Here is a 21,941-nt window from a genome sequence, read left to right as displayed (position 1 = left end):
AGCCGATATGGTTTTACTCATATCAATCTGACTGGCTCAATCGCCAATGACAAAGATTCGACCCAAGTCGAACGCTTGTCATTGAAGATTGGTGGAGGCAGACGGGATCGAACCGACGACCCCCTGCTTGCAAAGCAGGTGCTCTCCCAGCTGAGCTATGCCCCCATGTACAGATATTCCTCAGGGTGTACCGCCAGTCAAGACGGTGGTGGGTCTGGTTGGATTCGAACCAACGACCCCCGCCTTATCAAGACGGTGCTCTAACCGACTGAGCTACAGACCCCTGAGTCTGTCTTTAAATTTACAGCCGATAAGCGTGAGCGCTCAACTTTGCGAGAAGCTCTGGAAAGGAGGTGATCCAGCCGCACCTTCCGATACGGCTACCTTGTTACGACTTCACCCCAGTCATGAATCCTACCGTGGTGACCGTCCTCCTTGCGGTTAGACTAGCCACTTCTGGTAAAACCCACTCCCATGGTGTGACGGGCGGTGTGTACAAGACCCGGGAACGTATTCACCGCGGCATGCTGATCCGCGATTACTAGCGATTCCAGCTTCATGCACTCGAGTTGCAGAGTGCAATCCGGACTACGATCGGTTTTCTGGGATTAGCTCCCCCTCGCGGGTTGGCAACCCTCTGTTCCGACCATTGTATGACGTGTGAAGCCCTACCCATAAGGGCCATGAGGACTTGACGTCATCCCCACCTTCCTCCGGTTTGTCACCGGCAGTCTCCTTAGAGTGCTCTTGCGTAGCAACTAAGGACAAGGGTTGCGCTCGTTGCGGGACTTAACCCAACATCTCACGACACGAGCTGACGACAGCCATGCAGCACCTGTGCGCCGGTTCTCTTTCGAGCACTTCCACCTCTCAGCGGAATTCCGACCATGTCAAGGGTAGGTAAGGTTTTTCGCGTTGCATCGAATTAATCCACATCATCCACCGCTTGTGCGGGTCCCCGTCAATTCCTTTGAGTTTTAATCTTGCGACCGTACTCCCCAGGCGGTCAACTTCACGCGTTAGCTACGTTACTAAGGAAATGAATCCCCAACAACTAGTTGACATCGTTTAGGGCGTGGACTACCAGGGTATCTAATCCTGTTTGCTCCCCACGCTTTCGTGCATGAGCGTCAGTATTGGCCCAGGGGGCTGCCTTCGCCATCGGTATTCCTCCACATCTCTACGCATTTCACTGCTACACGTGGAATTCTACCCCCCTCTGCCATACTCTAGCCTGCCAGTCACCAATGCAGTTCCCAGGTTGAGCCCGGGGATTTCACATCGGTCTTAGCAAACCGCCTGCGCACGCTTTACGCCCAGTAATTCCGATTAACGCTCGCACCCTACGTATTACCGCGGCTGCTGGCACGTAGTTAGCCGGTGCTTATTCTTCCGGTACCGTCATCCCCCGACTGTATTAGAGCCAAGGATTTCTTTCCGGACAAAAGTGCTTTACAACCCGAAGGCCTTCTTCACACACGCGGCATTGCTGGATCAGGCTTTCGCCCATTGTCCAAAATTCCCCACTGCTGCCTCCCGTAGGAGTCTGGGCCGTGTCTCAGTCCCAGTGTGGCTGGTCGTCCTCTCAGACCAGCTACTGATCGTCGCCTTGGTAGGCCTTTACCCCACCAACTAGCTAATCAGCCATCGGCCAACCCTATAGCGCGAGGCCCGAAGGTCCCCCGCTTTCATCCGTAGATCGTATGCGGTATTAATCCGGCTTTCGCCGGGCTATCCCCCACTACAGGACATGTTCCGATGTATTACTCACCCGTTCGCCACTCGCCACCAGGTGCAAGCACCCGTGCTGCCGTTCGACTTGCATGTGTAAGGCATGCCGCCAGCGTTCAATCTGAGCCAGGATCAAACTCTTCAGTTTAAACCTGTTACTGTTTTCGGTTCAGTTAAGAACCGGTCGCTCACTCAAAGCTGACAGGTAAATGAATTACTTCATAAACCTGACTTACTTTAGTGTGAGACTCTTGATACTTTCGCTATCTGGTCCGAGGATCAGCTCGCTTCCATCAAGCGCCCACACTTATCGGCTGTTAATTTTTAAAGAGCGTTTCTGCGAGGAACTTCGCATTTCTCAGCAGCGCTGCGTTTTCAGCAGCAGAGAAGCGAGATTATGAACCGTGTTTCGCATTTCGTCAACAACTTTTTTCACTACATCGTTGCGACTGCGGGGCTCAACCTCCAGGCCGGTTGCGCGCTCCAGACTCCAGCACACCGCCAACCCTGCTTCCCTCTTCCGCGCCGCGTTTCCGTTAGCGCGAAAGAGGCGTGATTCTAAGCACCCGTCCCCAACTGCGCAAGCCCCTTTGTGAAAAAAATTTGAAAAAGCCCCCGTGCGCTGACGCGCACGGGGGCTTGGGGCTCGGCGGGCCCGGCAATCACGCCGACAACCGATACCCACCAGTCGCCGGCCAACTACCCAAGTAGCCCGATCAGCGGTGCTTGAACACCGGCTTCCGTTTCTCGACGAATGCCGCCATCCCTTCCTTCTGGTCTTCGGTCGCGAACAGCGAATGAAACAGCCGACGCTCGAAGTGGACGCCTTCGGCCAGCGTCGTCTCGTACGCGCGGTTCACCGACTCCTTGACCATCATGACCGCCGGCAGCGAAAACTCGGCGATCGTCGCCGCGGCGGCAAGCGCCTCATCAAGCAGCGTGTCGGCCGGCAATACGCGCGACACGAGCCCCGCGCGCTCCGCTTCGGCAGCATCCATGAAACGCGCGGTCAGGCACATGTCCATCGCCTTCGCCTTAGACACCGCGCGCGGCAGGCGCTGCGTGCCGCCCGCCCCCGGCATGACGCCCAGCTTGATTTCCGGCTGGCCGAACTTGGCCGTGTCCGCCGCGAAGATGATGTCGCACATCATGGCCAGCTCGCAGCCGCCACCCAGCGCAAAGCCAGAAACCGCCGCAATGATCGGCTTGCGAATTTCGCGGACCGTCTCCCAGTTGCGCGTGATGTAGTCGCCCCGGTAGGCATCCATATAGGAGTAGGTCGCCATCATGCCGATATCTGCGCCGGCCGCGAACGCCTTCTCGCTCCCGGTCACGACGATTGCACCGATACCATCGTCCGCATCGAACGCCTTCAGCGCGTCACCCAGCTCATCCATCAGCGCATCGTTCAGCGCATTCAGCGCCTTCGGACGGTTCAGCGTAACCAGCCCGACACGCCCCCGGGTCTCCACCAGGATGTTCTCGTAAGCCATCTATTTCTCCTCGATCAATGAAATGAGAAACGCCTCGCACATGCGAATAGTTTGATGCTACCATTCTCCGACCAACCGGTCGGTTAATTAATCGATCCAACCCCTCTCAACGTCCATCAGGCTGCCGCCATGACCCATGCACTGTTCACGAAGCACGAAGACACGCTGAAACACGCACTCGCCGCCATCGAGAGCCGCGGGTACTGGAGCCCGTTCGCCGAAATGCCGAGCCCCAAAGTGTACGGGGAAAGCGCGAACGCAGATGGCGAGGCCGCGTTCAAGTCGCACCTCGACAAGACGTTCGCGCTCGACCAGCCAGCGTCCGGAGAAACGGTCGGCGCAGAGCGGTCGCCGTACGGCGTTGCACTGGGCATCCGGTATCCGAAGTCGACGCCCGACGAACTGATCGCCGCCGCTGCCGCCGCGCAACGCTCGTGGCGCGAAGCCGGCCCGAGCGCCTGGATCGGCGTCAGCCTCGAAATCCTCGCGCGCCTGAATCGGGCCAGCTTCGAAATCGCCTACAGCGTGATGCACACCACGGGGCAGGCATTCATGATGGCGTTCCAGGCCGGCGGCCCGCACGCGCAAGATCGCGCGCTCGAGGCAGTCGCCTATGCATGGGACGAACTGCGCCGCATCCCCGCCGAAGCACACTGGGAAAAGCCGCAAGGCAAGAACCCGCCGCTCGCGATGCACAAGCGCTATACGATCGTCCCGCGCGGCACCGGGCTCGTGCTCGGCTGCTGCACGTTCCCGACCTGGAACGGCTACCCCGGCCTGTTCGCCGATCTCGCAACCGGCAACACCGTGATCGTCAAACCGCATCCGGGCGCGATCCTGCCCCTCGCCGTCACCGTCCGGATCGCTCGCGACGTGCTGCGCGAAGCCGGTTTCGATCCGAACGTCGTCACGCTCCTCGCGACCGAACCCAACGACGGCGCACTCGTTCAGGATCTCGCGCTGCGCCCCGAGATCAAGTTGATCGACTTCACCGGCAGCACGCAAAACGGCACGTGGCTCGAACGCCATGCTCACCAGGCACAGGTCTATACGGAGAAGGCTGGCGTCAACCAGATCGTGATCGACTCGACCGACGACCTGAAGGCCGCCGCCAAAAACATCGCGTTCTCGCTGGCGCTGTACTCCGGCCAGATGTGCACGGCACCGCAGAACATCTACGTGCCGCGCGACGGCATCCGGACGGCGGACGGCCATGCGAGCTTCGACGAGGTCGCACAGGCAATCGCCCTTTCCGTGCAAAAACTCACCGGCGACCCGGCACGCTCGGTCGAACTGATCGGCGCAATCCAGAACGAAGGCGTGACCGCACGCATCGACGATGCCCGCCAGCTCGGCCGCGTGCTCGCCGACAGCCTGACCCTCCAACACCCTGCGTTCCCCGATGCCCGCGTGCGCACGCCGCTCGTGCTGCAACTCGACGTGGCCGATCGCGAGAAATTCACGCAGGAATGGTTCGGCCCGATCTCGTTCGTGATCGCGACCGACTCGACCGTGCAATCGCTCGACCTCGCCGGGGAAATCGCGGCGGAACATGGCGCGCTGACGCTCTCCGTCTACAGCACCGACGATGCGATCGTCGACGCCGCCCACGACGCGGCGGTGCGCGGTGGCGTCGCGCTGTCGATCAACCTGACGGGCGGTGTGTTCGTGAACCAGTCGGCAGCGTTCTCGGATTTCCACGGCACGGGCGCGAACCCTGCAGCCAACGCGGCGCTGGCCGACCCGGCGTTCGTCGCCAACCGGTTCCGCGTGGTGCAAAGCCGCGTCCATGTTGCCCCGAAGGCTGCACCTGTGGAAGCCGGCCAGCCGGCATAACCCGAATGGCCGACGTGCAAACGCCGCCACGTTCTCTACCATGAACGAATCCGCCACCTGGCGGGTTCGTTGCTCATCGATACGCCCATGACAGACGCCTATATCTGCGACGCGATTCGCACCCCAATCGGCCGCTACGGCGGCGCCCTGAAAGATGTCCGCGCCGACGACCTCGGTGCGGTGCCGCTCAAGGCGCTCATCGAGCGCAACCGTGACGTCGACTGGACGGCGATCGACGACGTGATCTACGGCTGCGCGAACCAGGCCGGCGAGGACAACCGCAACGTCGCGCGTATGTCGGCGCTGCTCGGGGGCCTGCCGACCGACGTGCCCGGCACGACGCTGAACCGGCTGTGCGGCTCCGGGATGGACGCGGTCGGCACAGCTGCGCGCGCGATCAAGGCGGGCGAGGCGCGCTTGATGATCGCAGGCGGCGTCGAGAGCATGACGCGTGCGCCGTTCGTGATGGGCAAGGCCACGAGCGCGTTCGCACGCCAAGCTGACATTTTCGACACGACGATCGGTTGGCGCTTCATCAATCCGCTGATGAAACAGCTGTATGGCGTCGATTCGATGCCCGAGACGGCCGAAAACGTCGCGGTCGACTACAACATCAGCCGCGCCGACCAGGATCTGTTCGCGCTGCGCAGCCAGCAGAAGGCCGCGCGTGCGCAGCAGGACGGCACGCTCGCCGAGGAAATCGTCGCCGTCACGATTCCGCAGAAGAAAGGCGATCCGGTGGTCGTATCGCGCGACGAGCACCCTCGCGAGACGTCGCTCGAAGCGCTCGCGAAACTGAAAGGCGTCGTGCGTGCGGACGGCTCGGTGACGGCCGGCAACGCATCGGGCGTCAACGACGGTGCGTGCGCGCTGCTGCTCGCCAATGCGCAGGCAGCCGACCAGTACGGCCTGCGCCGCCGCGCACGTGTCATCGGTATGGCGACAGCCGGCGTCGCGCCGCGCGTGATGGGCATCGGGCCCGCACCCGCCACGCAGAAACTGCTGCGCCAGCTCGGCATGACCATCGATCAGTTCGACGTGATCGAGCTGAACGAGGCGTTCGCGTCCCAAGGGCTCGCGGTACTGCGCATGCTCGGCGTCGCCGACGACGATCCGCGCGTGAACCCGAACGGTGGCGCAATCGCACTGGGGCATCCGCTCGGCGCATCGGGCGCCCGGCTCGTGACCACGGCGCTCCACCAACTCGAGCGTACGGGCGGCCGCTTTGCGCTCTGTACGATGTGCATCGGCGTCGGCCAGGGCATCGCACTCGCGATCGAACGCGTGTAACCCACGCACCGCGCGCCTATAACGAAGTCATGAAGGAGATACTGCATGTCCTATCAGGCGATTCAGCTGGATATCGATCACGCGTCGAACGTGGCCACGATCACCCTCAACCGCCCCGACAAGCTGAACAGCTTTACGCGGGCGATGCATCGCGAGCTGCAGTCGGCACTCGATGATGTCGAGGCGGCCGGCGCGCGCGCGCTGATCCTGACAGGTGCGGGACGCGGCTTCTGCGCCGGCCAGGACCTGGCCGATCTCGACTTCACGCCGGGCGCGTCTACCGACCTCGGCACGCTGATCGACGAACACTTCAATCCACTGATCCGCCGCCTGCAGCGTCTGCCGATTCCGGTGATCGCCGCCGTCAATGGTACGGCGGCCGGCGCCGGTGCGAATCTCGCGCTCGCCTGCGATCTCGTGTTCGCCGCCCGCTCGAGCAGTTTCATCCAGGCCTTCGTCAAGATCGGGCTCGTACCCGATTCCGGCGGTACGTGGTTCCTGCCGCAACGCGTCGGCATGGCACGCGCGCTGGGGCTCGCACTGACCGGCGACAAGCTCGGGGCCGAACAGGCCGAGCAATGGGGCTTGATCTGGCGTGCCGTCGACGACGACACGCTCGCTGCGACAGCCCGCCAGCTCGCCACCCAGCTCGCGCAGCAGCCGACGCTTGCGATCGCATCGATCAAGCAATCGATGCGCGCCAGTGTCACGAACACGCTCGACCAGCAACTCGACATGGAACGCGACCTGCAGCGCACGCTCGGCCAGTCGCACGACTACGCGGAAGGCGTGAAAGCATTCATCGAGAAGCGCGCGCCGCGCTTCGAGGGGCGTTGACATGACAAATGCCACTGCCACGCTCGACCCCGATTCGCTAGCCCGCGCCACCGCACGGGCCATGTACGAAGCCGACGCATGCAGCCGCGCGTTCGGGATGGAAATCGCCGAAGTACGTGCCGGCTACGCGCGTCTGCAGATGCGCGTGCGTCCCGAGTTCCTGAACGGTCATCAGACCTGCCATGGCGGAATCATCTTCACGCTGGCCGATTCGACGTTCGCGTTCGCGTGCAACTCGTACAACGTGAATACCGTCGCGGCCGGCTGCTCGATCGAATTCCTGCGCCCGGTGCACGGCGACGACGTGCTGACGGCCGAGGCGATCGAGCAAGCGCGCGCCGGCCGCCAAGGCATCTACGACATCCGCGTCACGAACCAGACCGGCGAAACCGTCGCGATGTTTCGCGGCAAATCCGCCCAGATCAAGGGCACGGTCATCCCGGAAGACCGCTGACGTCGACGGCTCGCACATAACAAACACTGGAGACATGCATGACTACCCCGCTACCGCTCGAGCCGATCGAGACCGCCTCACGCGACGAGCTGACCGCGCTGCAGCTCGAACGCCTCAAGTGGTCGCTCCGGCATGCGTATGACCACTCCCCCGTCTATCGTCGCAAGTTCGACGACGCGGGTGTCCATCCGGACGACCTGAAGACGCTCGCCGACCTGTCGCGCTTCCCGTTCACGACGAAGAGCGACCTGCGCGACAGTTACCCGTTCGGGATGTTCGCGGTGCCGCAGGACCAGATCTCGCGCATTCATGCGTCGTCGGGCACGACCGGCAAGCCGACGGTCGTCGGCTATACGGCCGGCGACATCGACACATGGGCGAATCTCGTCGCGCGCTCGATCCGCGCCGCCGGTGCGCGCCGCGGTGACAAAGTACACATCAGCTACGGCTACGGCTTGTTCACGGGCGGGCTCGGCGCGCACTACGGCGCCGAACGCGCGGGGCTGACCGTGATTCCGTTCGGCGGCGGCCAGACCGAGAAGCAGGTGCAGCTGATCCAGGATTTCCGGCCCGACATCATCATGGTGACGCCGAGCTACATGCTGTCGATCGCCGACGAAATCGAGCGCCAGGGCCTCGATCCGGTGCAGAGTTCGCTGCGCATCGGCATCTTCGGTGCGGAACCCTGGACCAACGACATGCGCGTCGCGATCGAGCAGCGGATGGGCATCGATGCGGTCGACATTTACGGGCTGTCCGAAGTGATGGGCCCCGGCGTCGCGTCCGAATGCGTCGAGACCAAGGACGGCCCAACCATCTGGGAAGACCACTTTTATCCGGAAATCATCGATCCTGAAACCGGCGAAGTGCTTCCGGACGGCGAGCTCGGCGAACTCGTATTCACGTCGCTGACGAAGGAAGCGCTGCCGATCGTCCGCTACCGGACCCGCGACCTCACGCGGCTGTTGCCGGGCACGGCTCGCACGATGCGCCGGATGGAGAAAATCACGGGGCGCTCGGACGACATGATGATCGTGCGCGGCGTGAACGTATTCCCGACGCAGATCGAGGAGCAGTTGCTCAAGCAGCGCGCGCTCGCACCGCACTATCAGATCGTGCTGACGAAGGAAGGCCCGCTCGACGTGATGACGCTCAACGTCGAGCCTTGCCCCGAAACCGCGCCCGATACTGCAGCAATCCACGCGGCAAAACAGGCGCTCGCCTATGACATCAAGTCGCTGATCGGCGTGACGGCCGTGATCAACGTGCTGCCCGTGAACGGGATCGAGCGCTCGGTCGGCAAGGCGCGACGCGTCGTCGACAAGCGCAAGGGCTGACGAAAATCGCTGCGCGTTGATTACGCGCGTTGAATCCGTCGCTGCAAATGAAACAGCCCGATCGGCGTTGGCCGATCGGGCTGTTTCATTCCGGCGCACCGTTGGAGCACCCGCCGACGCGACTCGCGCATCACGAAAGCTGACACCGCACGGGCGCCCTCACGATCAGGGCAACGCACCCCACGCCCATCGTCGCGTCTACGAATACCGCGTCGAATGCATCGGCGGCGACCCGAGCGACCGAAGCCACCCGCGCCGCCTCACATCACGAATTCGGGAACAGCAGCCACATCCGGCCGACCTGCTTCATCCGCCCTGCCTGATCGCCTGCATCGTCGCCGAGCCCCCAGAAGTAGTCGGCCCGCACGCCGCCCTTGATCGCTGAGCCCGTATCCTGCGCGAACACGAGCCGGTTCATCGGCGTATTCGTCAGCGGGCGCGTGGTCTGCAGGAACACCGGAGTGCCGAGCGGGATCGACGACGGATCGACGGCAATCGAACGCTCCGGCGTCAGCGGCACGCCCAGCGCGCCGATCGGGCCGTCCGCACCGCCATGCGGCGCATCTTCCTTGGTCGGCATGTCGCGGAAGAACACGAATCGCGGGTTCGTGTCGAGCAACGCGTCGACGCGGGTCGGGTTCGCCTTCGCCCACGCCTTGATGCCCTGCATCGTCGCCTGGGCGGGCGTCAGCTCGCCGCGATCGAGCAGCCACTTGCCGATCGAGCGGTACGGCTGGTTGTTGGTGCCGCCGAAGCCGACCCGCATCACCGAACCGTCGTCGAGCAGCACGCGTCCCGAGCCCTGCACCTGCAGGAAGAACGCTTCGATCGGGTCGTCGACCCACACGAGTTCGTTGCCGTTCAGGATGCCGGCGCGTTCGAGCTGCGCGCGTGCCGGCAGCGCGGCGCCCGCGCGATAACCGGAGGGCCATCGGTAGAGCGCGTACTGATACGGGCCGCGGCGCACACGCGAACCATGCAGCAGCGGCTCGTAATAGCCGGTCACAAGCCCGTCGAGCGTCCCGTCGGTATTCGCGAGCTGGAACGGCGTGAAATACGTTTCGAAGAACGTACGTGCACTGCTGACGTCGAGCTCGTCGAGCCGGTCAGCGGCAGCGCAAGCGCGTGCCCAGGCCGGCTGGCGCGCGAGCCGCACGCAGTTCTGCCGCAGCGCGGCGGTCGCACCGATCAGCGAATCGTCCTGCCAGCCCGGCACCTGCTGCCACGCGACCGGCGTGAGCCGCTTCGCGGCGACCTGACCCGGCACGATCGCCGCGCCTGTCGGCGGCTTCAGCGACGACGTCCGCGTCGGCGTACCACCACAAGCCGCAAGCAGCGCCGCTGCCGCGGCCGCCGCAACCCACCCGGCCAACCGGGGCCCAAACCACATACAATGTCCGTTCTTGATGGAAACCGCCATGTCAGATTTTCTCGACCAATATCCGATGCTCATCTTCGCGCTCGAAGCCTTCGTAGCGCTTGCCCTGCTGATCTTCATCGTCGTGTGGACGTCGTCGGGCAGAAAGAAGCATGCCCGCAGCAACGACCGCCAGCCGCGCTAACGCCCTGACGCGCTCCGCACGCTCAATGCAGCGTGCGCGGCATGTGCAGCGCGAACTCGTCGACCGGCGCCTCGAAACGCTCGCCGTCCTCCGCCACGCAGAAGTACGCGCCACGCATCGTGCCGACCGGCGTCGCGATCACGGCCCAGCTCGTGTACTCGAAGTGCTCGCCCGGTTGCAGCAGCGGCTGGTGCCCGACGACGCCGAGCCCCTTCACTTCCTGCACGTGGTTCTCGCTGTCCGTGATGATCCAGTGACGCGCGATCAACTGCGCCGCGACCTGTCCCGTGTTGCGGATCGTCAGCGTGTACGCGAATGCGTATTGACGGCGATCGGGGTCGGATTGTTCCGGCAAGTAGCTGGTTTTCACCGAAACGGTGAACTGATACTGACTCATGGTGTTTCCGCTGGAAGATGACTGCCCGCGCCGGCATGGGCAACGGGGCCGCGGGCGCGCCGCACTGGTTCGGCATTCTATGCGCAATCGGGCCTCGACCGCACGGCCCGCCGCCGCGCACCGGGTCGCCGGACGGTAGAATGGCGGTTTTGCGCCGCTACGTCCCCGCTCCCCTGCCATGACCCAATTCCGCATCGCTCCCAGCATCCTGTCGGCCGATTTCGCTCGGCTCGGCGAAGAAGTCCGTAACGTCGTCGCCGCCGGCGCCGACTGGATCCACTTCGACGTGATGGACAACCATTATGTGCCGAACCTGACGATCGGCCCGCTCGTGTGCGAAGCGATCCGCCCGCACGTGCAGGTGCCGATCGACGTGCACCTGATGGTGCGCCCGGTCGACCGGATCGTGCCCGATTTTGCGAAAGCCGGTGCTAACCTGATCAGCTTCCACCCGGAAGGCTCCGATCACATCGACCGCACGCTGTCGCTGATCCGCGACCACGGCTGCAAGGCCGGCCTCGTGTTCAACCCGGCCACGCCGCTGAACTACCTCGACCACGTGATGGATCGTCTCGACTTCGTGCTGCTGATGTCGGTCAACCCGGGCTTCGGCGGCCAGTCGTTCATTCCGGAAACGCTGAACAAGCTGCGCGAAGCACGTGCACGCATCGACGCGTACACGGAGCGCACCGGCCGCGAGATCCTGCTCGAGGTCGACGGCGGCGTGAAGACCGACAACATCGCGGAAATCGCAGCGGCCGGCGCCGACACCTTCGTCGCGGGTTCGGCCATCTTCGGCAAGCCCGACTACCGCACGGTGATCGACGAGATGCGCGCCGCGCTCGCGACCGTCGAGCGGAGCTGACACCGTGGCCGAATCGTCGCTCGCCGGCCATGCGCCGGCCGGGGCCGCCACGGAAGCCGCCCCGATCCGCTTCGCCACGCCGCGCATCGACGCGGCGCTGATCGATCTCGACGGCACCATGGTCGATACGGCCGACGATTTCACGGCCGGCCTGAACGGGATGCTCGCGCAGCTCGGCGCACCGGCCACGTCGCGCGACGAGGTGATCGGCTACGTCGGCAAGGGCTCCGAACACCTGATCCAGAGCGTGCTGAAGCCGCGCTTCCCGGCCGACGAAGCGCACGCGCGCTTCGACGACGCGCTGGCGATCTACCAGACCGAGTACGCGAAGATCAACGGCCGCCACACGCACCTCTATCCGGACGTAGCCGCCGGCCTCGACGCGCTGCGCGCAGCCGGCATCCGGCTCGCGTGCGTGACGAACAAGCCGCACCGCTTCGCGGTCGAGCTGCTCGAGCAGTACGGGCTGGCCGATTGCTTCGGCATCGTGCTCGGCGGCGACAGCGTCGCGCGCAAGAAGCCCGACCCGTTGCCGATGCTGACGGCCTGCAATGCGCTCGGCGTCGCACCGGATGCGGCAGTCGCGATCGGCGACTCGGAAAACGATGCGCTGGCGGGCCGCGCGGCCGGGATGGCGACGCTGACGGTGCCGTACGGCTACAACCATGGCAAAGCTATACAAACGATAAATTCGGATGGTATAGTCGATTCGTTGCTGGTCGCAGCTCGCGCGATCTCCGCGCACAACGCCGGCCGGCCAACCCTCTGATTATTTCTTCCATCTGCATGTTTCTGAATAAAAAACGGAGTCTGAGCAGCATCGACCGGGGAGCCTGGCCCTGGCGTCGCTGGTCGCGCTAACCTCTTCGATGAGGTACGCTGAAGCACGTCTTCAGCGCCGTTTTTTATCTCGCTGCGCATCCGCGCGCCGATCGTCGCACCACCTCGAGTTCTACCGCGTCCGAACGCTTGCGTTCAGGCTCGGCCGCAGGCTCGCGACGTTCACGCCCGGAGTGCCGGCCGGCAACAGGCACTTCTCGATCGACCGCCCTTTCGCCGACGGCACCCCGCGCAGCGTCAAGTGATCCCTGGCGCACGCGCCGCTCGTCCCGAACAGGACCGGAACATGACCGAACTCGAATTTCAATCGCTCGCGAACGAAGGCTACAACCGCATCCCGCTGATCGCGGAAGCCCTCGCCGATCTCGAAACGCCGCTGTCCCTCTACCTGAAGCTGGCCCAGCCCGAACGCTCGGGCGCCAACTCGTTCCTGCTCGAATCGGTGGTCGGCGGCGAACGCTTCGGCCGCTATTCGTTCATCGGCCTGCCCGCCCGTACGCTCGTGCGTACCCGCAACGGCGTGTCGGAAGTCGTGCGCGACGGCCAGGTCGTCGAGACGCATGACGGTGACCCGTTCCAGTTCATCGAATCGTTCCAGGCGCGCTTCAAGGTGGCGCAGCGCCCGGGCCTGCCGCGCTTCTGCGGCGGTCTCGCCGGCTATTTCGGCTACGACGCGGTGCGTTACATCGAGAAGAAGCTCGCGAACACCACGCCGCGCGACGATCTCGGCCTGCCCGATATCCAGTTGCTGCTGACCGAGGAAGTGGCGGTCATCGACAACCTCGCCGGCAAGCTGTACCTGATCATCTACGCCGACCCGAGCCAGGCCGAAGCCTATACGAAGGCGAAGCAGCGCCTGCGCGAACTGAAGCAGCGCCTGCGCACGACCGTGCAGCCGCCGGTCACGTCGGCGAGCGTGCGCACCGAGACGTTCCGCGAGTTCAAGAAGGACGACTATCTGGCCGCCGTGCGCCAGGCGAAAGAATACATCGCGGCCGGCGAGCTGATGCAGATCCAGGTCGGCCAGCGCCTGACGAAGCCGTATCGCGACAATCCGCTGTCGCTGTATCGCGCACTGCGTTCGCTGAACCCGTCGCCGTACATGTACTACTACAACTTCGGCGATTTCCACGTGGTCGGCGCATCGCCGGAAATCCTCGTGCGCCAGGAAAAGCGTGGCGAAGACCAGATCGTCACGATCCGCCCGCTGGCCGGCACGCGCCCGCGCGGCAACACGCCCGAGCGCGACGCGGAACTCGCGACCGAGCTGCTCAACGATCCGAAGGAGATCGCCGAGCACGTGATGCTGATCGACCTCGCGCGCAACGACGTCGGCCGCATCGCGGAAATCGGCTCGGTGCACGTGACCGACCAGATGGTCATCGAGAAATACTCGCACGTGCAGCACATCGTCAGCTCGGTCGAAGGCAAGCTGAAGCCCGGCATGACGAACTACGACGTGCTGCGCGCGACGTTCCCGGCCGGCACGCTGTCCGGTGCGCCGAAGGTCCGTGCGATGGAACTGATCGACGAACTCGAGCCGGTCAAGCGCGGGTTGTACGGCGGCGCCGTCGGCTACCTGTCGTTCTCGGGCGAGATGGATCTCGCGATCGCGATCCGCACGGGCCTGATCCACAACGGCAACCTGTACGTGCAAGCGGCGGCCGGCGTCGTCGCGGATTCGGTGCCCGAATCCGAATGGCAAGAGACCGAGAACAAGGCGCGCGCAGTGCTGCGTGCGGCCGAACAGGTCCAGGACGGCCTCGATAGCGACTTCTGACCGGAGACTGACCATGCTGCTCATGATCGACAACTACGATTCGTTTACCTACAACCTGGTCCAGTACTTCGGCGAACTCGGCGAGGACGTGCGCACCTACCGCAACGACGAAATCACGCTCGACGAAATCGCGAGCCTGAATCCCGATGCGATCTGCCTGTCGCCCGGCCCGAGCAACCCGCAGCACGCGGGCATCACGCTCGACGTGCTGAAGGAATTCGCGGGCAAGAAGCCGATCCTCGGCGTCTGCCTCGGCCATCAGGCGATCGGCGAGGCCTTCGGCGGCCGCGTCGTGCGCGCGAAAACCATCATGCACGGCAAGGTGAGCAAGATCGAAACCGACTGCAGTGGTGTATTCGCCGACCTGCCGAAGCACTTCGACGTCACGCGCTACCACTCGCTCGCGATCGAGCGCGAATCGCTGCCCGACTGCCTCGAGGTGTCCGCGTGGACCGACGACGGCGAAATCATGGGCGTGCGCCACAAGACGCTGCCGATCGAAGGTGTGCAGTTCCACCCGGAATCGATCCTGTCCGAGCATGGCCACGCGCTGCTCGAGAATTTCCTGAAGCAGGCACGCGCCGCGGCCGCGCAAGCCGCCTGACGGGAGCCTCACGATGACGATTACCCCGCAGGAAGCGCTGCAGCGCACGATCGAACACCGCGAGATCTTCCACGACGAGATGCTGCACCTGATGCGGCTCATCATGCGCGGCGACATGTCGCCCGTGATGGCGGCCGCGATCATCACCGGGCTGCGCGTGAAGAAGGAGACGATCGGCGAGATCGCCGCCGCCGCAACCGTGATGCGCGAATTCGCGAATCACGTCGAGGTGCAGGACAACTCGAACTTCGTCGACATCGTCGGCACCGGCGGCGACGGCTCGCACACGTTCAACATCTCGACCGCGTCGATGTTCGTCACGGCCGCGGCCGGCGCGAAAGTCGCGAAGCACGGCAACCGCGGCGTATCGAGCAAGTCCGGCAGCGCCGACGTGCTCGAGGCGCTCGGCGTGAACATCGACCTGCAGTCCGACCAGGTTGCCGCATCGATCGCCGAAACGGGCATGGGCTTCATGTTCGCGCCGAACCATCACCCGGCGATGAAGAACATCGCGGCCGTGCGCCGCGAGCTCGGCGTGCGCACGATCTTCAACATCCTCGGCCCGCTGACCAATCCGGCCGGCGCGCCGAACCAGTTGATGGGCGTGTTCCACCCCGACCTCGTCGGCATCCAGGTGCGCGTGATGCAGCGTCTGGGCGCGCAGCATGTGCTCGTCGTGTACGGCAAGGACGGGATGGACGAGGTATCGCTCGGCGCGGCAACGCTCGTCGGCGAGCTGCGCGACGGCAAGGTGCACGAATACGAGATCCATCCGGAAGACTTCGGCCTGCAGATGGTGTCGAACCGCACGCTGAAGGTGGAAAATGCCGACGAATCGCGCACGATGATGCTCGGCGCGCTGGACAACCAGCCGAGCGTCGCACGCGAGATCGTCACGCTGAACGCGGGTACCGCGCTCTATGCGGCGAACGTCGCCGAATCGATCGCGGACGGCATCCAGCTCGCCCGCGAAGCGATCGCGAGCGGCAAGGCCCGCGCGAAAGTCGACGAACTCGTGCGCTTCACGCAGCAGTTCAAGCGCTGACTCCCCTTACGAATCAAGCAGGAATCCACATGAGCGACATTCTCGACCGAATCATCGCCGTCAAGCGCGAAGAAGTCGCAGCGGCCATGCGCAGCGCGCCGCTCGAGGCACTGAAACTGGAAGCATCGGCACGCGACCTGCGCGACTTCGTCGGCGCACTGCGCGCGAAGCATGCGGCCGGCCACGCGGCCGTGATTTCCGAAATCAAGAAAGCCAGCCCGTCGAAAGGCGTGCTGCGCGAGCATTTCGTGCCGGCCGACATCGCGCGTTCGTATGCCGAGCACGGCGCCGCGTGCCTGTCGGTGCTGACCGACGAACAGTTCTTCCAGGGCAGCGTCCGCTACCTCGAGGAAGCGCGCGCGGCCTGCACGCTGCCGGTGCTGCGCAAGGACTTCATCGTCGACGCGTACCAGATCATGGAAGCGCGCGCGATGGGCGCCGACGCGATCCTGCTGATCGCCGCCGCGCTCGACACGCCGCTGATGCAGGATCTCGAAGCGTATGCGCACTCGCTCGGCCTCGCGGTGCTGGTCGAAGTCCACGACCGCAACGAGATGGAACAGGCGCTGACGCTCAAGACGCCGCTGCTCGGCATCAACAACCGCAACCTGCGCACGTTCGAGACGTCGATCCAGACCACGCTCGACATGCTCGACATGATTCCGTCTGACCGCATCGTCGTGACCGAATCGGGCATCCTGTCGCGCACCGACGTCGACACGATGCGTGCGGCGAACGTGAACACGTTCCTCGTCGGCGAAGCATTCATGCGCGCCGACCAGCCGGGCGAAGAGCTCGCGCGGATGTTCTTCTGATGGCGATCGAAAAGGAAATCAAGCTCGCGCTGCCGGCCGGCCAGGCCGACGCCGCGCGACGCTTCTTCGAGACGCTGACCGGCGAACCCGGTCACGACATCACGCTCGCGAACGTCTATTACGACACGCCCGATCTCGCGCTGGCCCGCTCGAAGAGCGCAGTGCGCGTGCGCCGCGCGCCGCAAGGCTGGTTGCAGACGTTCAAGACGGTCGGCAGCGCGGAAGGCGGCCTGCATCGCCGCCACGAATGGGAGCTGCCGGTCGCCGGCGACGCACTCGAGATCGCTGCGCTCGTCGCGGCCTGCGACGTGCCGGAAGCCGCCGCCGCGCTGAATGACGCGGCCGGCACACTGTCGGCGCTGTTCCGCACGGATTTTTCGCGTACGCTGTGGCGCATCGCAATCGGCGGCGCAACCGTCGAAGCCGCAGTGGACCTCGGCGAGATCGTCGTCCAGGCGGAACACGAAACGCGCCGCGAACCGATCAGCGAAATCGAACTCGAACTGATCGACGGCCCGGAAGCGGCGCTCGCAACGCTCGCCGCCGAACTGCAGCAAGCGCTGCCGGGCCTCGCTCCCGACAACATCAGCAAGGCGCAGCGCGGCTACCGGCTGCGCGCGCAATAACCCGCATCACGCATGGCAACCCGCAAGACTCCCCGCGCGCCGCAACAGGCGTCGCTGTTCGACGATCCCGTGCCGGAAACGGCACCGGCCGATATTCCGTCCCCGGCGCCCGACGCGCCCGCGGCCGGACGCAAGCCCGCAAAGAAAGCCGCTGCTCCGGCTGCGGCCCCGACGGCGCCACAGCCCGCTGCCGCCGACGTTCCGCACCTCGCCGCGCAATTCGACGCGCTGCCGACCGTCTGGCGCGACGTGCTGAAGCCCTTTACCGACAGCGACGCGTACGCGCCGCTGTGTCGCTTCGTCGATGACGAGCGTGCGGCCGGCAAGACGGTCTACCCGACCGACGTGTTCCGCGCGCTGCGCCTGACGAGCCCGGACGACGTCAAAGTCGTGATCCTCGGCCAGGATCCGTACCACGGCGACGATCGCGGCACGCCGCAGGCGCACGGGCTCGCGTTCTCGGTGCCGCCGGCCGTGCGCACCCCGCCGTCGCTGCGCAACATCTTCAAGGAAATCGCCGCGAACTTCGGTCATGACACGCCGCGCCACGGCTGCCTCGACACCTGGGCACGCCAGGGCGTGCTGCTGCTCAACACGGTGCTCACGGTCGAGCGCGGTGCCGCAGCGAGCCATGCGAAGCGCGGCTGGGAGCAGTGCACGGACACGCTGATCCGCGAACTCGCCGGCCGCCATCGCGGGCTCGTCTTCATGCTGTGGGGCGCACACGCGCAGGCGAAGCGCGCGCTGTTCGACGCGAGCGCGCACTGCGTGCTCGAGGCGCCGCATCCGTCGCCGCTGTCCGCGCACCGTGGCTTCCTCGGCTGCCGCCATTTCGCGCTCGCGAACGACTATCTGGTCGAGGCAGACCGCGAACCGATCGACTGGCGCCTGCCGGAAGTGGCCGAAACGCTCGCATAGCGGCCGCGCCGCCGATTCTTTCGGCCACGCCAGCCGGCATGCAAAAACGCCGCGCCCCTTTCGGGACGCGGCGTTTTTTTATCGGGCGATGCTGCGGGTGCGGCGCACCCGCATCGACCTTACGCGGCGGCGATCGCTTCGCGTGCGCCGGCCAGCGCGGCGCTTTGCGCATCCGGGCCGAGGTTCAGGCCTTCCGCGAAGATGAAGTTCACGTCGGTCATGCCGACGAAGCCGAGGAACGTGCGCAGGTACGGGGTCTGGCTGTCGTTCGGCGTACCGGCGTACTTGCCGCCACGGGCCGTCACCACGTGAACCTTCTTGCCCTTGATCAGGCCTTCCGGACCGTTCTCGGTGTAGCGGAACGTGACGCCTGCACGTGCGATCCAGTCGAAGTACGTCTTCAGTTGCGACGAGATGCCGAAGTTGTACATCGGTGCGCCGATCACGATGACGTCGGCTGCTTGCAGTTCTGCGATCAGTGCATCGCTCTTCGCGACGATCGCATTCTGTTCCGCGGTGCGCTTGTCGGCCGGCGTGAAGAATGCGCCGAGCACCGATTCGTCGAGGTGCGGCAGTGCATCGGCCAGCAAGTCGCGAACCACGACCTTCGCGCCGGGGTTCGATTGTTGCAGCTTTGCCGTCAGTTCGTTGGCCAGCAGCGTGGATTGCGCACCTTGCGAACGTGCAGCGGAATTGATTTGCAGAATGGTCGTCATGTCAGGCTCCAGTAGGGTTGCGCTTTGGTAGCGCGAGTGACGCCATTGTGCGTGGCCGCATGACCGCGAAAAAGCGGGTTCAAGGCGACGGATTGTTGCAGCAGCAGAACAATCCTTGATCCCGCCCCGATACCCGCTTCAGACCGCTCAACCCTTCAGCCAAGCCTCCCGGGCCTTCGAGACCGCAGCCGGCTTCGCCGCCGCCGTCAGCCGGTAGCGCGTGACTTCCGGGCCGTCGAGCTTCAGTTTCGCGGTGCGCAGCTCGTCGCGCCGGAACGCGTGAACCTCGACCTTGTCACCCGGCCGGTAGCGCGCGAGCAGTGCGTCGAGGTTGGTGCCCGTGACGCGCAGCCCGTCGACCGCGATCAGCGTGTCGCCGGCCGACAGCCCCGCGCGATGTGCGGCGCCGCCTTCGTAGACAGCCGCGAACGTGCAGTCCGCGCCGCCGCGCAGGCGCGCGCCGATCGTCGGCTTCGCGGTCGTGCCATTCACGACATCGGGCGCGAGCGTCACGCCGAACGGTGCAAGCAGTTCGGCGAGCGGCAGGTCGCGCGTGCCGTGCACGGCATCGGCGAACAGACGGCCGAGCGCAACGCCCGTCGCCGCTTCGATCAGCGCCTCGACTTCGTCTTCCTCGACGCCCGCCTGCTTGCCGCGGTAGAAGTCGCGGCCGTAGCGCTGCCACAGCAGGCGCATCACGTCGTCGAGCGACTTCCTGTTGCGCGTCTGCGCGCGGATCGCGAGATCGAAGGCGAGCGCGACGAGCGAACCCTTCGTGTAGTAGCTGACGATCGCGTTGGTCGCGTTCTCGTCCTGGCGGTAGTACTTGATCCATGCGTCGAACGAGCTGTCGGCGACGCTCTGCTTCAGGCGCCCCGTGCCGCGCAGCACACCGCCGACGGTGCGGCCGAGCGCCGCGAAATATTCGTCCTGCGACATCAGCCCGCTGCGCACCAGCATCAGGTCGTCGTAATACGACGTGAAGCCTTCGAACAGCCACAGCAGCGACGTGTAGTTTTCCTTCGACAGGTCGTACGGCACGAACGCCGCCGGCTTGATGCGCTTCACGTTCCACGTGTGGAAGTACTCGTGGCTGCAGAGACCGAGATACGTGCGATAGCCTTCCGTCGTTTCGGGCCGCCCCTTCACCGGCAGGTCGGTGCGGTTGCAGATCAGCGCGGTCGACGCGCGGTGCTCGAGGCCGCCGTAGCCGTCGCTGACCGCCAGCGTCATGAACACGTAGCGGTCCATCGGCGCCTTCTTCGATTTCGGCTCGAACAGCGCGATCTGTGCTTCACACACGCGCTTCAGGTCGGCGCGCAGGCGCTCCATGTCGAGCTGCGTCACGCGCCCCGCGATCACGATGTCGTGCGGCACACCGTGCGCATCGAACGTCGCGAGCGCGAATTCGCCGATCGTCACCGGATGGTCGGAGAGCTCGTCGTAGTTCGACGCGCGGTAGGCGCCGAACGCATAACGCTTGGTGCCGCGCCCCTCGGGCAGCGACGTGCCGACACGCCACGCGCGGAATGCCGCGCCGGCCGGCTTCGCGATGTCGACTTCACACGGCGCGTCCTCACGGCCGGCGACGCTCAGGAACACGGCCGTCGCGTTGAAGAAGCCGCCCGATTCGTCGAGATACGCGGAGCGCACCGACAGGTCCCATGCATACACGTCGTAGCGCAGCGTCAGCGTGCCGCTCACGGGCGCGGCCTGCCACGTGTGCTTGTCGGTCTTCGCGATCCGCACCTTGCGGCCCGCATCGTTGAATGCGCCGAGCGTCACGATGTTGCGCGCGAACTCGCGCACGAGGTAGCTCCCCGGGATCCACACCGGCAGCGAAAAGCGCTGGCCTTCGGGGTCGGGATCGGTGACCGTCACCGACACTTCGAACAGGTGCGCGGCAAGATCTTTCGGGACAATCGAATAGCGGATCGGCTGGGTCATCGTGGCAATCGGTCGGTCGAATACGGCGGCGGAAACGAAGAGAGGCGCCGGCAGATGCGGGCGCCCCTCGCTGGCCAGGCCATGCGGCCCGGCGTGTGGTCGGTTACTTGCTCGAGGCGAGCGCCTGATTGAGCTGGTCGGCCGACACGGCGCCCGGCAGGCGGCGGCCGTCCGGCAGGAAGATCGTCGGCGTGCCCGTGACATTCATCCCGCGGCCGAGCGCGAGGTTCTTGTCGAGCGCGGTGGTATCGCAGCTACCGGCGCCGGACGGTGCACGATGGTCGAGCATCCAGCTCTGCCACGTTTTCGCGCGGTCGGTCGCACACCAGATCGCCTTCGACTTCGCGGTCGAATCCGGCGACAGCACCGGGTACAGGAACGTGTAGACGGTCACATTGTCGACCGACTGCAGCGTCGTCTCGAGCTTCTTGCAGTACGGGCAGTTCGGATCGGAGAACACCGCGATCTTGCGGGCGCCGTTGCCCTTGACGACCTTGATCGCATTCGCGAACGGCAGGCTCGCGAAGTCGATCTTGTTGATTTCGGACAGGCGAGCGTCGGTCAGGTTCTTGTGCGTCTTGGTGTCGACGAGATCGCCGAGCAGCACGTAGTCGCCTGCCGCATCGCTATAGATGATCTGCGAGCCGAGGTTCACTTCGTAAAGGCCGGCGACCGGCGCTTTCGACACGCTCTTGATCGGCGCGTCGCTGCCGAGACGGGCCTGCAGCGTCGCTTTCAGCTTGTCGGTGGTCTGGTCGGCCTGCGCGGTGCAGCCAAGCGTCGCCATCGTGACGGCCAGCGCCAGCGACGCGATGCGGATCGTTTTTTTCATCGAAATCTTCCTTCAG

At 64.8% G+C, this 21,941-nt stretch carries 20 protein-coding genes, 2 tRNA genes and 1 rRNA gene; 14 read left to right on the top strand and 9 right to left on the bottom strand.

Going from position 1 to position 21,941, the window contains the following annotated elements:
• Positions 1-89: 89 nt before the first annotated feature.
• The 4 genes from BCEP18194_RS08250 to BCEP18194_RS08235 form a co-directional block, all read right to left on the bottom strand.
• Positions 90-165: transfer RNA gene (locus tag BCEP18194_RS08250), tRNA-Ala, on the bottom strand.
• Between the two features lie 41 nt (positions 166-206).
• A tRNA-Ile gene (locus BCEP18194_RS08245) sits at positions 207-283 on the bottom strand.
• 63 nt (positions 284-346) lie between these two features.
• Positions 347-1,879 (bottom strand): 16S ribosomal RNA (locus BCEP18194_RS08240).
• 568 nt (positions 1,880-2,447) lie between these two features.
• Positions 2,448-3,224 (bottom strand): enoyl-CoA hydratase, encoded by a 777-nt coding sequence (locus BCEP18194_RS08235; protein ID WP_011350827.1) that lies wholly within the window; start codon positions 3,222-3,224, stop codon positions 2,448-2,450.
• 129 nt (positions 3,225-3,353) lie between these two features.
• On the opposite strand from BCEP18194_RS08235, the gene paaN reads away from it, so the two are divergent.
• The 5 genes from paaN to paaK all read left to right on the top strand — a co-directional run bounded on the left by paaN (position 3,354) and on the right by paaK (position 8,978).
• Entirely contained in the window at positions 3,354-5,060 is a 1,707-nt protein-coding gene (gene paaN / locus BCEP18194_RS08230) for a phenylacetic acid degradation protein PaaN (RefSeq protein ID WP_011350826.1), read from the top strand.
• An 87-nt stretch (positions 5,061-5,147) separates the two neighbouring features.
• On the top strand, positions 5,148-6,350 hold the full coding sequence (gene pcaF, locus BCEP18194_RS08225; RefSeq protein WP_011350825.1) for a 3-oxoadipyl-CoA thiolase: 1,203 nt from the start codon (positions 5,148-5,150) through the stop codon (positions 6,348-6,350).
• 45 nt (positions 6,351-6,395) lie between these two features.
• Positions 6,396-7,187, top strand: coding sequence for a 2-(1,2-epoxy-1,2-dihydrophenyl)acetyl-CoA isomerase PaaG (gene paaG, locus BCEP18194_RS08220; RefSeq protein WP_011350824.1), 792 nt, complete (start codon positions 6,396-6,398; stop codon positions 7,185-7,187).
• Between the two features lies 1 nt (position 7,188).
• Positions 7,189-7,641 (top strand): hydroxyphenylacetyl-CoA thioesterase PaaI, encoded by a 453-nt coding sequence (gene paaI, locus BCEP18194_RS08215; RefSeq protein WP_011350823.1) that lies wholly within the window; start codon positions 7,189-7,191, stop codon positions 7,639-7,641.
• 38 nt (positions 7,642-7,679) lie between these two features.
• Entirely contained in the window at positions 7,680-8,978 is a 1,299-nt protein-coding gene (gene paaK / locus BCEP18194_RS08210) for a phenylacetate--CoA ligase PaaK (protein WP_011350822.1), read from the top strand.
• A 265-nt stretch (positions 8,979-9,243) separates the two neighbouring features.
• On the opposite strand, the gene mltA is transcribed toward paaK, so the two are convergent.
• A complete protein-coding gene (gene mltA / locus BCEP18194_RS08205; protein WP_241025284.1) occupies positions 9,244-10,368 on the bottom strand; it encodes a murein transglycosylase A in 1,125 nt (374 codons plus the stop codon).
• Positions 10,369-10,396: 28 nt separating this feature from the next.
• On the opposite strand from mltA, the gene BCEP18194_RS42040 reads away from it, so the two are divergent.
• A complete protein-coding gene (locus BCEP18194_RS42040) occupies positions 10,397-10,540 on the top strand; it encodes a hypothetical protein (RefSeq protein WP_240462024.1) in 144 nt (47 codons plus the stop codon).
• A gap of 22 nt (positions 10,541-10,562) precedes the next feature.
• On the opposite strand, the gene apaG is transcribed toward BCEP18194_RS42040, so the two are convergent.
• On the bottom strand, positions 10,563-10,937 hold the full coding sequence (apaG, locus tag BCEP18194_RS08200; protein ID WP_011350820.1) for a Co2+/Mg2+ efflux protein ApaG: 375 nt from the start codon (positions 10,935-10,937) through the stop codon (positions 10,563-10,565).
• Between the two features lie 178 nt (positions 10,938-11,115).
• On the opposite strand from apaG, the gene rpe reads away from it, so the two are divergent.
• From rpe to BCEP18194_RS08160, 8 genes are all read left to right on the top strand, one after another.
• Positions 11,116-11,802: a ribulose-phosphate 3-epimerase gene (gene rpe, locus BCEP18194_RS08195; protein ID WP_011350819.1), complete on the top strand. Its 687-nt coding sequence runs from the start codon at positions 11,116-11,118 to the stop codon at positions 11,800-11,802.
• Positions 11,803-11,806: 4 nt separating this feature from the next.
• Positions 11,807-12,571 carry a phosphoglycolate phosphatase gene (locus BCEP18194_RS08190; protein WP_011350818.1) on the top strand — a complete coding sequence of 255 codons (765 nt, stop codon included), beginning with the start codon at positions 11,807-11,809 and terminating at the stop codon, positions 12,569-12,571.
• A 357-nt stretch (positions 12,572-12,928) separates the two neighbouring features.
• Positions 12,929-14,422, top strand: a complete 1,494-nt coding sequence (gene trpE / locus BCEP18194_RS08185; protein WP_011350817.1) for an anthranilate synthase component I — start codon at positions 12,929-12,931, stop codon at positions 14,420-14,422.
• 13 nt (positions 14,423-14,435) lie between these two features.
• Positions 14,436-15,026: an aminodeoxychorismate/anthranilate synthase component II gene (locus BCEP18194_RS08180; RefSeq protein ID WP_011350816.1), complete on the top strand. Its 591-nt coding sequence runs from the start codon at positions 14,436-14,438 to the stop codon at positions 15,024-15,026.
• A 13-nt stretch (positions 15,027-15,039) separates the two neighbouring features.
• Positions 15,040-16,071 carry an anthranilate phosphoribosyltransferase gene (gene trpD / locus BCEP18194_RS08175; protein ID WP_011350815.1) on the top strand — a complete coding sequence of 344 codons (1,032 nt, stop codon included), beginning with the start codon at positions 15,040-15,042 and terminating at the stop codon, positions 16,069-16,071.
• Between the two features lie 29 nt (positions 16,072-16,100).
• On the top strand, positions 16,101-16,886 hold the full coding sequence (gene trpC / locus BCEP18194_RS08170) for an indole-3-glycerol phosphate synthase TrpC (protein WP_011350814.1): 786 nt from the start codon (positions 16,101-16,103) through the stop codon (positions 16,884-16,886).
• Positions 16,886-17,512, top strand: coding sequence for a CYTH domain-containing protein (locus tag BCEP18194_RS08165; protein WP_011350813.1), 627 nt, complete (start codon positions 16,886-16,888; stop codon positions 17,510-17,512). Before trpC ends, BCEP18194_RS08165 begins: the two co-directional genes overlap by 1 nt.
• A gap of 12 nt (positions 17,513-17,524) precedes the next feature.
• Entirely contained in the window at positions 17,525-18,430 is a 906-nt protein-coding gene (locus tag BCEP18194_RS08160; RefSeq protein WP_011350812.1) for a uracil-DNA glycosylase, read from the top strand.
• 119 nt (positions 18,431-18,549) lie between these two features.
• Here the strand turns inward: BCEP18194_RS08160 and BCEP18194_RS08155 are convergent, their stop codons facing one another.
• From BCEP18194_RS08155 to BCEP18194_RS08145, 3 genes are all read right to left on the bottom strand, one after another.
• Positions 18,550-19,146 carry an FMN-dependent NADH-azoreductase gene (locus BCEP18194_RS08155; protein WP_011350811.1) on the bottom strand — a complete coding sequence of 199 codons (597 nt, stop codon included), beginning with the start codon at positions 19,144-19,146 and terminating at the stop codon, positions 18,550-18,552.
• Positions 19,147-19,293: 147 nt separating this feature from the next.
• Positions 19,294-21,093: a M61 family metallopeptidase gene (locus BCEP18194_RS08150; protein WP_011350810.1), complete on the bottom strand. Its 1,800-nt coding sequence runs from the start codon at positions 21,091-21,093 to the stop codon at positions 19,294-19,296.
• Between the two features lie 103 nt (positions 21,094-21,196).
• Entirely contained in the window at positions 21,197-21,925 is a 729-nt protein-coding gene (locus tag BCEP18194_RS08145) for a DsbC family protein (protein ID WP_011350809.1), read from the bottom strand.
• Positions 21,926-21,941: the final 16 nt, after the last annotated feature.

Source organism: Burkholderia lata (assembly GCF_000012945.1).
Classification (GTDB): Bacteria; Pseudomonadota; Gammaproteobacteria; order Burkholderiales; family Burkholderiaceae; genus Burkholderia; species Burkholderia lata.
The sequence above is the reverse complement of the archived record's forward strand: the minus strand, read 5'-3'. Positions and strand labels throughout refer to the sequence as shown.

What these genes read in the sequence shown, in the direction of transcription:
- BCEP18194_RS08235 (WP_011350827.1), bottom strand. Translation starts at nt 3,224, where the DNA reads ATGGCTTACGAGAACATCCTGGTGGAGACCCGGGGGCGTGTCGGGCTG.
- paaN (WP_011350826.1), top strand. Translation starts at nt 3,354, where the DNA reads ATGACCCATGCACTGTTCACGAAGCACGAAGACACGCTGAAACACGCA.
- pcaF (WP_011350825.1), top strand. Translation starts at nt 5,148, where the DNA reads ATGACAGACGCCTATATCTGCGACGCGATTCGCACCCCAATCGGCCGC.
- paaG (WP_011350824.1), top strand. Translation starts at nt 6,396, where the DNA reads ATGTCCTATCAGGCGATTCAGCTGGATATCGATCACGCGTCGAACGTG.
- paaI (WP_011350823.1), top strand. Translation starts at nt 7,189, where the DNA reads ATGACAAATGCCACTGCCACGCTCGACCCCGATTCGCTAGCCCGCGCC.
- paaK (WP_011350822.1), top strand. Translation starts at nt 7,680, where the DNA reads ATGACTACCCCGCTACCGCTCGAGCCGATCGAGACCGCCTCACGCGAC.
- mltA (WP_241025284.1), bottom strand. Translation starts at nt 10,368, where the DNA reads ATGTGGTTTGGGCCCCGGTTGGCCGGGTGGGTTGCGGCGGCCGCGGCA.
- BCEP18194_RS42040 (WP_240462024.1), top strand. Translation starts at nt 10,397, where the DNA reads ATGTCAGATTTTCTCGACCAATATCCGATGCTCATCTTCGCGCTCGAA.
- apaG (WP_011350820.1), bottom strand. Translation starts at nt 10,937, where the DNA reads ATGAGTCAGTATCAGTTCACCGTTTCGGTGAAAACCAGCTACTTGCCG.
- rpe (WP_011350819.1), top strand. Translation starts at nt 11,116, where the DNA reads ATGACCCAATTCCGCATCGCTCCCAGCATCCTGTCGGCCGATTTCGCT.
- trpE (WP_011350817.1), top strand. Translation starts at nt 12,929, where the DNA reads ATGACCGAACTCGAATTTCAATCGCTCGCGAACGAAGGCTACAACCGC.
- BCEP18194_RS08180 (WP_011350816.1), top strand. Translation starts at nt 14,436, where the DNA reads ATGCTGCTCATGATCGACAACTACGATTCGTTTACCTACAACCTGGTC.
- trpD (WP_011350815.1), top strand. Translation starts at nt 15,040, where the DNA reads ATGACGATTACCCCGCAGGAAGCGCTGCAGCGCACGATCGAACACCGC.
- trpC (WP_011350814.1), top strand. Translation starts at nt 16,101, where the DNA reads ATGAGCGACATTCTCGACCGAATCATCGCCGTCAAGCGCGAAGAAGTC.
- BCEP18194_RS08165 (WP_011350813.1), top strand. Translation starts at nt 16,886, where the DNA reads ATGGCGATCGAAAAGGAAATCAAGCTCGCGCTGCCGGCCGGCCAGGCC.
- BCEP18194_RS08160 (WP_011350812.1), top strand. Translation starts at nt 17,525, where the DNA reads ATGGCAACCCGCAAGACTCCCCGCGCGCCGCAACAGGCGTCGCTGTTC.
- BCEP18194_RS08155 (WP_011350811.1), bottom strand. Translation starts at nt 19,146, where the DNA reads ATGACGACCATTCTGCAAATCAATTCCGCTGCACGTTCGCAAGGTGCG.
- BCEP18194_RS08150 (WP_011350810.1), bottom strand. Translation starts at nt 21,093, where the DNA reads ATGACCCAGCCGATCCGCTATTCGATTGTCCCGAAAGATCTTGCCGCG.
- BCEP18194_RS08145 (WP_011350809.1), bottom strand. Translation starts at nt 21,925, where the DNA reads ATGAAAAAAACGATCCGCATCGCGTCGCTGGCGCTGGCCGTCACGATG.